Annotated in this window: 11 protein-coding genes; 8 read left to right on the top strand and 3 right to left on the bottom strand. The window is 49.3% G+C overall.

Annotated features, from left to right (window positions below):
- Nucleotides 1-508: 508 nt before the first annotated feature.
- Nucleotides 509-1,621 (bottom strand): tRNA-dihydrouridine synthase, encoded by a 1,113-nt coding sequence (locus CSE6_RS25520; protein ID WP_046462820.1) that lies wholly within the window; start codon nt 1,619-1,621, stop codon nt 509-511.
- Between the two features lie 100 nt (nt 1,622-1,721).
- On the opposite strand from CSE6_RS25520, the gene CSE6_RS25525 reads away from it, so the two are divergent.
- Nucleotides 1,722-2,600, top strand: a complete 879-nt coding sequence (locus CSE6_RS25525) for a LysR family transcriptional regulator (protein WP_046462819.1) — start codon at nt 1,722-1,724, stop codon at nt 2,598-2,600.
- Between the two features lie 243 nt (nt 2,601-2,843).
- Here the strand turns inward: CSE6_RS25525 and CSE6_RS25530 are convergent, their stop codons facing one another.
- Nucleotides 2,844-4,517, bottom strand: coding sequence for a phosphoethanolamine transferase (locus CSE6_RS25530; RefSeq protein WP_187427622.1), 1,674 nt, complete (start codon nt 4,515-4,517; stop codon nt 2,844-2,846).
- 251 nt (nt 4,518-4,768) lie between these two features.
- Between CSE6_RS25530 and CSE6_RS25535 the strand changes: the two genes are divergently transcribed.
- Nucleotides 4,769-5,158, top strand: a complete 390-nt coding sequence (locus CSE6_RS25535; RefSeq protein WP_059441855.1) for a CzcE family metal-binding protein — start codon at nt 4,769-4,771, stop codon at nt 5,156-5,158.
- A gap of 79 nt (nt 5,159-5,237) precedes the next feature.
- Here CSE6_RS25535 and cadR read toward each other — a convergent pair whose 3' ends face one another.
- Nucleotides 5,238-5,684: a Cd(II)/Pb(II)-responsive transcriptional regulator gene (gene cadR, locus CSE6_RS25540; protein ID WP_083994841.1), complete on the bottom strand. Its 447-nt coding sequence runs from the start codon at nt 5,682-5,684 to the stop codon at nt 5,238-5,240.
- Between the two features lie 77 nt (nt 5,685-5,761).
- On the opposite strand from cadR, the gene CSE6_RS25545 reads away from it, so the two are divergent.
- From CSE6_RS25545 to CSE6_RS25565, 6 genes are all read left to right on the top strand, one after another.
- The gene (locus CSE6_RS25545) at nt 5,762-7,993 is read left to right on the top strand and encodes a cation-translocating P-type ATPase (RefSeq protein ID WP_059441856.1); all 2,232 of its coding nucleotides are present in this window, start codon (nt 5,762-5,764) and stop codon (nt 7,991-7,993) included.
- 58 nt (nt 7,994-8,051) lie between these two features.
- The gene (locus CSE6_RS25550) at nt 8,052-8,234 is read left to right on the top strand and encodes a hypothetical protein (RefSeq protein WP_059441857.1); all 183 of its coding nucleotides are present in this window, start codon (nt 8,052-8,054) and stop codon (nt 8,232-8,234) included.
- A complete protein-coding gene (locus CSE6_RS26865) occupies nt 8,165-8,314 on the top strand; it encodes a zinc ribbon domain-containing protein (protein ID WP_228744757.1) in 150 nt (49 codons plus the stop codon). The genes CSE6_RS25550 and CSE6_RS26865 overlap by 70 nt, the downstream gene beginning before the upstream one ends.
- Before the next feature lie 183 nt (nt 8,315-8,497).
- Nucleotides 8,498-8,881: a flagellar basal body rod protein FlgB gene (gene flgB, locus CSE6_RS25555; RefSeq protein ID WP_059441858.1), complete on the top strand. Its 384-nt coding sequence runs from the start codon at nt 8,498-8,500 to the stop codon at nt 8,879-8,881.
- A 146-nt stretch (nt 8,882-9,027) separates the two neighbouring features.
- Nucleotides 9,028-9,762, top strand: coding sequence for a phosphatase PAP2 family protein (locus CSE6_RS25560; protein WP_059441859.1), 735 nt, complete (start codon nt 9,028-9,030; stop codon nt 9,760-9,762).
- Nucleotides 9,731-10,132 carry a diacylglycerol kinase gene (locus CSE6_RS25565; protein ID WP_083994842.1) on the top strand — a complete coding sequence of 134 codons (402 nt, stop codon included), beginning with the start codon at nt 9,731-9,733 and terminating at the stop codon, nt 10,130-10,132. The genes CSE6_RS25560 and CSE6_RS25565 overlap by 32 nt, the downstream gene beginning before the upstream one ends.
- Nucleotides 10,133-10,396 lie beyond the last annotated feature (264 nt).

Genomic DNA, 10,396 nt, shown 5'->3' on the forward strand with positions numbered 1-10,396 from the left:
CTAGCATTCATGCGGGTTGACGAAGCGGTGACTTGTAACGGTAAAGTCGTAAACTTGAGCTGCTCGTAGTGATCTTGAATGGGGAAATACGGCTGCTTGGTGCACCACTGGTGCAGTCCTTGCTATGAAAAGAGCGTTCACATAGAGCGCTCTTTTTCTTGCGTGAACGCGACTGCTTGAGGCTGTGCATTCTTTGGTTAATTTAGAGGTTATGGCTGCTACAAGCTGGTCTGAGTTGTCCACGATCCAGTTCCAGAGCGGCGGCATTCGCAAACTACAGCATTTGAACGTCATTGCACGTCAGCAACCGCTTCACCTTAGGACCAGTTGTTCGATTGCGCACTCCACCGCGTGCTGACCTGAAGGAGTGCTTCTGCGGGTGCAATCAGCTGTGTTGACCTGTTGTGCGGATTCCGGTTGAATTGACCGCCTGTGCCGGTCGCGGCTGACCCGCCAGCAGGTCATGATCGACTGAGTTCGGCCAGAAGCAGGCTCTGACCAGCATTCATCAGGCGGCCTTCGCCAACTCTGACGCCTTAATGTCCGCGATAGGTCCTAAGATGCTCCGGTCGAATTCTTCCAGCGCGATGCCCTGCTGGACCTTTTGTGGCCAATCCGGGTTGCTGAGAGCGCCGCGCCCCAATGCAATGATGTCCGCGCCATGCTCCAGGACCTCCAGTGCGCGGGAGACATCATGCAAACCACCATTGGCGATGATGGTCGTGTCTTTTGCGAATCTGCGTGCCAGTTGAACCAGCGTGGGGCCTTTTACTTCGAAGGCAGGTTTCCAGGCTTCAAACTCAGTGAGGTGGATGTAATCCAACCCAGTGGCTGCCAATGTGCCGAAGATGGCCTCGGCTCCTTCCTCACCTTCTGCCCACTTGTGGGTGAAATCGTTCACTTTGCCTTGAGACAAACGAATGCCTACAGGCACGCCGGAGCCGACCGCTGTGCGGACGGCCTTGATTGTCTCCACTATCGCCTCCAGACGTTGCTGCAAGGCTGAACCCCATCGGTCGGCGCGAACGTTCGTGTGGCCGGTCAAGAACTGGTCTAGAAGGTAGCCGTTGGCACCGTGAATTTCCACCCCGTCAAAGCCGGCATGGCCTACCGCTAATGCCGCTGCACGCCCGAAACTGGCCACAACGTCTGCTATCTCCTCATCGGTGATTTCGCGAGGAACAGGATAAGGGCCCTCGCCACGGTAGAACGGCATTTGGTGCCCGCGCGGCTGTACCGGCGATGGCGCGATCGTCTGACCTGGCTTGTGTCGATTGAACTGGGACAGCGCCCCTGCATGTTGGAGTTGCGCTACTACCCGTGTGCCTGCAGCCTGAAGCTGCGCTGTCAGCGGACGCCATGCGTTGGCATGTGCCAGTGTCGCCATGCCAGGTTGGTTCTCATAGGTCTGCGAGAAGGCTTCATCGATGAAGCTTCCTTCGGTAATGACCAGCCCAAATCCACCCGCAGCAAAGCGGCCGTAGTAGCGTTGCATGGCATTGGTCGGGAGTCCTTCAGGGGTTGCAGTCACGCGCGTCATGGGAGCAACGGCGAGGCGGTTGTGCAGGCTCAAACGCTTCAGCTCAAAGGATGTTTGCAGGAGGGAGACATCAAGGCTCATGGCAATACTCGGTGAATGTAAATAACACAACCGAATCTAATGGAGTGCTAAAACATGCGGTAGTGGGCCAAAATGTGATGCCTGAATATCGAAAATCGTTATGGATACTGACTCTGTTGCAGTCTTTGTGGCCGCCAGCGCGGTGGGCAGCTTGGCCGGAGCCTCCCGCCAGCTCGGCCTGACGCCCATGGCAGCCTCCCGTCACTTGGCTGCACTGGAGCGGTCACTGGGGACACGCCTCATGCACCGCACAACGCGCGCTGTTACCCTAACGGCAGAGGGAGAGGAGTTCTTGCCCCTGGCCCGCACCATCCTAGATGCTGTCGGCGAGGCATCGAGCACGCTTGCAGCAGCCGCACAAGGCGTCAGTGGGCTGTTACGTGTGACGACGCCAGGAGCATTTGGCCGACGCATCGTGTTGCCCGTGGCAGAACGACTTATGAATGCGAACCCTAAGTTGCGAGTGGAGCTTGAGTTTGATGACAAGGTCACGGATATTGCGACAGCTGGAATGGACCTAGCCATACGCATCGCGCCTCCAAATGCCTCAGAACTGATTGGTCAGGAACTGGCCCCCAATCCGCGCGTGCTGTGTGCAAGTCCAGACTATTTGAAGCATGCACCGCCCCTGAGAACCTTGAAGGACCTAGAGCTGCACGCTTGTATCAGGCTGACCAGCATGCCCATGTGGCCCTTCCTAGTGGACGGACACCAGCGGCAGCTTAGGGTCGATGGACGCTTTAGCTGCAACTCGGTTGAAGGCGTGCGCGCGGCCTGCATTCAAGGCCTTGGACTCGCCATGATGACTCAATGGGATGTAGTGGAGGAAACCTCAGGGGGAAGCTTGATACCTGTCCTGCTGGAGGAAGCTGCTCCGCCCAGCTTGTCCGTTTGGGCGCTATATCCCACGCGCAAGTACGTCCCCCAACGGGTTCGCGCCTTTATTTCTGAGCTGAAATTCGTGCTCGAACGGCCATAACGGCAGACGGCTTTGGGTCGTGAGCAGTCCTCGATCGATAGCTGCTACCGGCCAATTGTGGTCTTCTGGCTGGCATCAATCCACAGGCTATAGATTTTTAAAACTCTGATGAATTCGCAACCTGAACAGCTACTCACATAGCTTTTTAATCGAGCTGCTTGTTTACATCCATAAGTGGATTTCTAGCTTTGAAGGCTGGCTTGATTGGCTAAGGTGTTCCTCAAACCAGCCTTCTGCCATATACTAGTTGCCAGTTATTGTGTCTTTTATAGGTAAGCCTGGGCTAATCCATCTATAGTTTGAGTTAATAATGCTTCGAGAGGGATCGTAACTATTCCAACGTAATGCCATTAGATCCGACATGGTCCAAGCGAGCCAGTCAGCTCTAAATGGTCTATCGGAAATATTTTTAGAAGCTACATCAGTTCCTGTTGATGTCCAAATTATTGTGGGAATTTTATAACCCGATGCAGTACTGGGACTGTGACCAACTTTATTTGTTTGATGACCAACTTCCTGCCCGTGATCAGATACGTAAATAACGGACTTGTAGTCCTCTGCACTGGATGGGGAACTTTTTAATTTTTCAAAGACAGATGCAACTACAGTGTCTTGATAAAGAATAGCCGAGTCGTAGTCGTTTCTAAATTGCTGAACCCACATTGAGCGTTCAGCGACCGACATTATTTTTGATACTTCATCATCCGGGAATTGAGGCTGCTTTTCTGGGTACCGGAGACGATAATGAGGATGAGCCCCCAGCATATGCAAAACAATCAATTTATGAGGGTGATAATCTTTGAGGGCACTTTCATATGAAGGCAATAAAATTTCATCAAGCGAATTGCTAGATCTTCCTGGTTTATTATTTTCCATGGAAACCACGTCGGCCATAGCTGCATGCTTTTGCGTAATGGCAATATCATCATGATTGCTTATCCACCAAGTCTTATATCCTGCTTCTTTCGCGAGAGCAATAATATTTAAATTCTTATCTGTTTTACCAGTTGTGAAGTTCATCATGCTATCAATGGCAGGAATAGTAGTTGCTTCCGTGGACCATGAATTACGAATAACGAGGAATCTATCGCCTATATCCTTCTGAAGCTTTTCAAGCATCGGTGTCGTATTTCTTTCGTAGCCATAAATACCCATGTTATCTCGATTTATGCTCTCGGAAATAATAAGAACTACGGTGGATTTGTCTTTTCTAGCAATCGAAGGAATCTCACTTTTTGCTGACCTTTGTGCTAAGGCGCGCTCTTTTCCATATGATGCCCAGCTATCTTTCGTATTCTTTACGGATCCAGCTAAATTAGACCAAAAAATTAGAGGATTTATCCTTCTCCATGGTTTGCTGATGTATGAAACGGCGGATATCAAAATGATGATGGATAAAGCAATCAGCTCAATCTTCGAGACCTTCGTTCTTTTTCTTGCCCCTTTTAAAGATAACCAGAGAGCAACACCCGCTGAAATAAATAAAATAATGCTAGATCCACTGAAATCACGGATGTGTGTGGAGATATAGCCTCCAATTTCCGATGTATTTGTGTTGGCAAGTGCACTTATCACCATCGTGCTATCTGGCGCAGCACCATACATTGAGATGAGATGCGCTCGAACTGCTGAGTCTAATAAAAAAACAAAAACAAAGCACCATACAAGCAGTGCCCTAAATAAATTCAATCTTGAGTTATTAATTGGAATCAGTAATAACAATAGAGTCGGTATAAGTAGAATACTTATCTGTAATATTTTTCTGCCCTCATATCCTAGAGATGCAAAAACAATTTGCATCGCAAGCAGAGCAACAATAGGTACCCATACTTTATGGCGATCGCTAGATCCCTGAAAAAGTAAAGCTATTTTTGATCGATGAAGTTTTAGATTATCTTCGGATGCTGGTGCGCTCATGGAAATCCTATTAACCCTAATAGAAATATCGAAATTCGATTTGGAATAGGGGCACAGAACTCTATGTGCGCAATACCGACAGAAATCTGACATTCAGATTACATTTTAGTAATCAGGTTAATTTTCGCTGTGGATTACAAAAATATCATGTTGCAGACTATATTGCGTAAAGTGCCTGTCTATATATTTGATGTGTCTGGGTAGAAAAGCGCTCAGACACTCTTCAAGTAATTGATCAAGGACTCTTTATCATGAAAACTAATCTCGCAATTCTGGCTTCGATCCTGCTGTCCTCAGCCACCGTCGTGATGACAGCATCGGCAACTGAAAGCAGCTTCGTTAGTCAGTCTGGAAGCTCGACTGCAAAGTCCAACTCGACTACGCGCGGTACAGACAAAACATTTGGACGAGCAGGTGCTGCGTCTCAGGTCACACGCGTTGTTGACACAACACGAAGCACTCAATATCTCAATCTAGTGTGTGGAGAGACGGTCGCGTTCACCAATGGCGGGGAACAGTTCATCTGGAAATTTGATGTGATGGGTCACAGGCCCATCGAGTTGTCGAAGATCGCACCTGCAGCGTTTGCAGGCAGCACGCTAAAGATCTACGTTGCAAACAATGAGCTCGAACGCCATTGATTGCTCCTCTTGTGCACAACAAGAGAAAGCCATGAGCGGCCTGCCGCATCCACTGGGTCAATGGTCAGCGCATGGCTTCCTAGTGCGCGCCGTCGATATGGCGATGGGGACGAGTAGACCCGCAGCTTGTCGTGGAGCTTGTCTCGAGTCTTGAAAGAACGCCGCATTCAGAAAGTGCCTGTGGAGCGCTGCAGCTTGCACGAATGGTCTGAAGCTCAGTAACGAGAGCATTCAGCTCATGAATGCGATGAGTGACGTGTTCTATGTGTGTGTCCAAGAGCGCATTGACTTCTGCACAGTCCTTCGCAGATGACTCGCGTAGCAAGAGCAAAGCACGTACTTCATCAAGTGTCATATCCAGCGATCGGCAGCGTCGAATGAAGGCAAGTTGGCCTATGTGCTCCGCCGAGTACATACGGTAGTTGTTTTCAGCTCTAGCAGCCGAAGGCAGCAGCTTCTCGCGTTCATAAAAGCGAATGGTTTCAACCGCCGTACCAGTGATCTCAGCCAGTTCACCAATCTTCATGGACCCACCTCGAAATGAGTTGACTCTATACCAACTACAGGGTTTTAAATTGCCACATGGTCAACAGGAGATCGAGTATGAAGCACCCAAACATTGATGACAACACGCTTAGTACCGCCACCACGGATTGCTGTAGCTCACACTCTACCCAGAGCCCAGTGGCAGCACCGTTGGATCAAGGGCTAACTTACCGCATTCCGACAATGGACTGTGCAGGCGAGGAAGCTGAAATACGACGTGCACTTGAACCAATTGCAGGTATCCGGGGACTCCGATTCCAGCTCTCGCAGAGAACTCTCAAAATTGACGCGGACACTGATGCCCTTGCTGCCGCATTGTTGGCGATCACTGAAGCTGGCTTTGAGCCAAAGCTGATCTCATCGAACACTGGGGACTCAAGCCATGCGGCTGGCGACGGCCACGACCATGAACTTGTACGGGGCACAACTCCAAAGTTGGTCGCGGCGCTTGCTCTTGCTATCGCTGCTGAAGGTGTCGGCTACTTCGCGCCAGAAACCATGGCTTGGAGAATCGCCGGCTTTGCAGTCGCCGCGATTGCGATTTGGCTTGCGGGCTTTGACGTCTATAAAAAAGGGTTTGGAGCACTTCGTCGTGGCAAGCTGAACATCAATGCATTGATGACTGTTGCTGTGACTGGTGCGTTTGTCATCGGTCAATGGCCTGAAGCGGCGATGGTGATGGCGTTGTATGCCATCGCCGAGGCAATCGAGGCGAGAGCAGTCGATCGGGCCCGCAATGCCATTCAGGGGTTGCTTGCGATGGCTCCGGACCAAGCATCGGTTCGCCAAAGTGACGGTAGTTGGCTAACCGTCGCAGTTGCACAAATCGCAGTGGGCTCGACGCTGCGAGTCAAGCCAGGTGAGCGCGTTCCTATGGATGGAGTCGTTCAGACAGGACAAACGAGCATCAACCAGGCCCCCGTAACTGGTGAAAGTATCCCCGTTGACAAGTCGGCGGGTGACCCAGTGTTTGCGGGCACTATCAACGAGTCTGGAACCTTTGAGTTTGAGGTTACTGCATTGGCCTCCAACTCGACGTTGGCGAGGATTATTCATGCCGTTGAGCAAGCACAAGCGACTCGAGCACCTACTCAGGGGTTCGTTGATCGATTTGCTGCAATTTACACACCTGCAATTTTCGTTATCGCCGTCGTCGTAGCATTGGTAGGCCCCTGGCTACTTGGCTGGACGTGGATGCAGGCCGTCTATAAAGCACTGGTTCTGCTAGTTATCGCTTGCCCCTGCGCACTCGTCATTTCCACACCAGTGACGATTGTGAGCGGCTTAGCGGCAGCAGCCCGCCGTGGTATTTTGATCAAAGGCGGTATCTATCTGGAAGAGGCGCGCAAGCTTAAGGCAATCGCGCTGGACAAGACCGGAACAATTACTGAGGGCAAGCCGCGCCTTGTGGACTGGTCGTTGGTTGATGCCGCGAGCAGCCTTGATACCGCGGAGTCGGTGGCAGCAGCTCTCGCTGGTCACTCAGATCATCCTGTGTCTCGCGCCATCGCAGCGGGCCTGAAGCCTAACAGCGCAGACATTCAGAACTTCACGGCACTTGCTGGACGAGGTGTGCAGGCCGAACTGAGTGGAACAGTCTATGTACTAGGGAATCATCGCTTGATTGAGGAACGTGGCCAATGCTCCTCAGAGCTTGAAGCCACGCTCAAGCGGCATGAAGAATCCGGCCGTACTGTCACATTGCTTGCCGACCCAGAACGAGTCATCGCGCTGTTTGCAGTTGCCGACACGATTAAGGACTCCTCTCGTGAAGCAATAACTGAATTGAAAGCGCTTGGTATCACCCCAGTCATGCTGACTGGAGACAACCAAGCCACGGCCTCGTCAGTTGCCGGTGAAGCTGGTATCGACCAAGCGCGCGGAAACCTGTTACCGGAGGACAAGCTAGCTGCCATCAAAACGCTCCAGAGCCAATACGGGCTCACCGCTATGACGGGCGATGGCATTAATGATGCCCCAGCGCTGGCTCAAGCCGACGTCGGGGTCGCCATGGGTGCTGCCGGTACAGATACAGCGATGGAGGCAGCTGACGTCGTCGTGATGAATGATGACTTGCGAAGGATTGCAGAGACAGTGAAGCTGTCTCGGTCCACCCATGCGATCCTTTGGCAAAACATCACTCTCGCTCTTGGTATCAAGGCCGTATTTCTAGTTTTGGCAGTGTTCGGGAATGCGTCCATGTGGATGGCGGTATTCGCAGACATGGGGGCAAGTCTCTTGGTTGTCGTCAATGGACTAAGGCTGCTTGGAAAAGTGCCAAAGTCCTGAATTCAATAGAGATTTTCGTGTGCACCAACTTGGAATGTGAGGATAGTCATGAGCTTTTTTGAACGCCTACTCGGAGGCCATCACCGATCTGGTGGCGATCATCATGGGAATGGTCATCATCAAAAACGGACACCTGTCGCCTGCAATGACCCAGCAGTGCCCGGTGCCACCATTTGTCCCAACTGCCGAGCTCAAAGCTCTCCCCAAGCACGGTTCTGTCAACAGTGCGGAAGCGGGCTAGCCCCCCAGGCCTGCAATGCATGCGGCGTGCAGATGGCGCTTGGATCGCGTTTTTGCGCAAACTGCGGAAAGTCTGCTTAGAACTTAGGGGGGAGCAGATGATTGGCTGGGTGATCTCTGTTCTCCTAAAAGTTCAGATTACAAAAAGGTGTCAAAAATGTAATCTTCAGACCATGTAAATGGCTGAATAGTGTCAAAAATGTAATCTTGCTCAGGAGGAAAATTCGCTACCATTGAATCTTCGAAATTTACTAGAAAAATCCTATGGATTCTCTTAGATTCGAGGATGCCGCTCTATATCTTAGAGTTAAGAGGATGGAAGTATTAGCAAGCAATATTGCGAATGCTGACACTCCTGGATATCAAGCGAAAGATATAGACTTCAAGGCTGCGCTTGAAGAGACGCAAAGGCAAATGCTGACAGTGCAGTCTACGAATAAGTCCCACCTCGGGAACATAGCTCCAACATCAATTGATCCCCAAATTGCATTTCGCCCAGTTTCTCAGAATGCCATGGATAGAAATACGGTTGATCTCGATCAAGAGAGGGCATCATTTACAGCTAATGCTATTCGTACGCAATTCGCTATGAATCAAGCTGTCGATGAATATGTAGAGATGGGGCAAATGCTGTCGAAAATAGTTTAATTTTATTTAGTTGGTCATTCATAGAGCGCATTTTTTGCGCTCTTTTTTAATTCAGGTAGTAGAAAAATATAATTCGCGACAAAGTAGTTACCAGCTATTTCTTTGTTTGAAAAAATGAATATTTTCAAAAAATGACAAGATGGAAGATGTCAAATAATATAAATAGAGAATTCTTTGTAAATCACTTACTGATTCCGATTACTCTCCTGGCGCTAATTTTTTATTATTTCATGTATCTTGGAGGGGACTTCTTCTTTGCCGAGAAAATATATGCCCTGCAGGGTTATGAATGGTCTTTGAATGATCATTGGCTTACAAACAAATTGCTTCATAAGGGGGGGAAGCATCTGAGCACCCTAACAATCGTTGTGATCATTGCACTATATATATTTGTACTTGCCTCCAAATCTGAGCAGCGGAAAAAATGGCGGTCCCCGCTGCTTTACCTGATTTTATCCAGTTTGGTCAGTGTAATTTTGGTGAGCCTTCTTAAGGTATTGACAAATATGGATTGCCCGTGGAACTTAAATCAATTTGGTGGCGATCGCCCTTTTATTGGTCTTTTTGAGCACAGGCCTCAAGAGATGGGGAGCGGAAAATGCTTTCCGGCTGGTCATGCGAGCGCTGGCTATGCCTGGGTTAGTTTATATTTCTTCTTTAAGATGGTCATTCCTAAGTATCGATGGTTAGGATTGCTGTGCGGCATTATGGTTGGGTTGACATTTGGTATCTCTCAACAATTGAGAGGAGCCCATTTCATTTCTCATGACATTGCCACGATTCTCATTTGCTGGTTGATCGCCACTCTTTTGTTTATATTCTTTAGTATCAAGAAATATACTGTTAAAAATGGAAAACAACTCGACATCCAAAATCTTTAATAATATTCAAAAGAATAGAAAAGGATTTTCTAGAGTCTGGCATGCATCAAAATACTCATGGTCAGGCATAAAAGATGCGTGGCTAGAGCCTGCATTCCGCCTTGAGGTAATATTATTTGTGATTTCGCTTCCATTGGCTCAATTGATTGGGAGATCTATGATGGAAAAATTGCTCCTGATCTCTTGTATCTGGTTTTTGATGATAGTTGAGGTAATTAATTCTGCGATAGAGTCCGCAATAGATAGAGTAGGACTTCAATATCACGAACTTTCCAGGAAAGCCAAAGATTTGGGAAGTGCTTCGGTGTTAATGACAATTATTTTTTGTCTGATAATCTGGTCTTGTTTAATTTATAAAAACTTTATTTAATTTCCCGCCTAACAGCTGGAATGCATTACAGGGATGCACCTCATGCATCGCTTAACATGCGTCTTCACGCTTACAGGGTGATGCCAACTCTTGTTCGTCGGGCAAAGCGTCCAATATGTCCGCTCATGCCTCGCGAAGATTTCACGGATTTCTGCGCGCGGTGAGGCCGGCTGCTTTTTGCCGTGACATCGTGTTGCCCGTGACGGAAAGACCGATGAAGGTGATCCTGCACTGAGCAGCAGAGCTTTAATTCGATGCAAAGTT

It is taken from the genome of Comamonas sp. E6, assembly GCF_001010305.1.
Classification (GTDB): domain Bacteria; phylum Pseudomonadota; class Gammaproteobacteria; order Burkholderiales; family Burkholderiaceae_C; genus Comamonas; species Comamonas thiooxydans.

Excerpts from the sequence above, each read along its gene's own strand:
- CSE6_RS25560 (WP_059441859.1), top strand. The coding sequence starts at position 9,028 with ATGTCAAATAATATAAATAGAGAATTCTTTGTAAATCACTTACTGATT.
- CSE6_RS25530 (WP_187427622.1), bottom strand. The coding sequence starts at position 4,517 with ATGAGCGCACCAGCATCCGAAGATAATCTAAAACTTCATCGATCAAAA.
- flgB (WP_059441858.1), top strand. The coding sequence starts at position 8,498 with ATGGATTCTCTTAGATTCGAGGATGCCGCTCTATATCTTAGAGTTAAG.
- cadR (WP_083994841.1), bottom strand. The coding sequence starts at position 5,684 with ATGAAGATTGGTGAACTGGCTGAGATCACTGGTACGGCGGTTGAAACC.
- CSE6_RS25535 (WP_059441855.1), top strand. The coding sequence starts at position 4,769 with ATGAAAACTAATCTCGCAATTCTGGCTTCGATCCTGCTGTCCTCAGCC.
- CSE6_RS25545 (WP_059441856.1), top strand. The coding sequence starts at position 5,762 with ATGAAGCACCCAAACATTGATGACAACACGCTTAGTACCGCCACCACG.
- CSE6_RS25520 (WP_046462820.1), bottom strand. The coding sequence starts at position 1,621 with ATGAGCCTTGATGTCTCCCTCCTGCAAACATCCTTTGAGCTGAAGCGT.
- CSE6_RS25525 (WP_046462819.1), top strand. The coding sequence starts at position 1,722 with ATGGATACTGACTCTGTTGCAGTCTTTGTGGCCGCCAGCGCGGTGGGC.
- CSE6_RS25565 (WP_083994842.1), top strand. The coding sequence starts at position 9,731 with ATGGAAAACAACTCGACATCCAAAATCTTTAATAATATTCAAAAGAAT.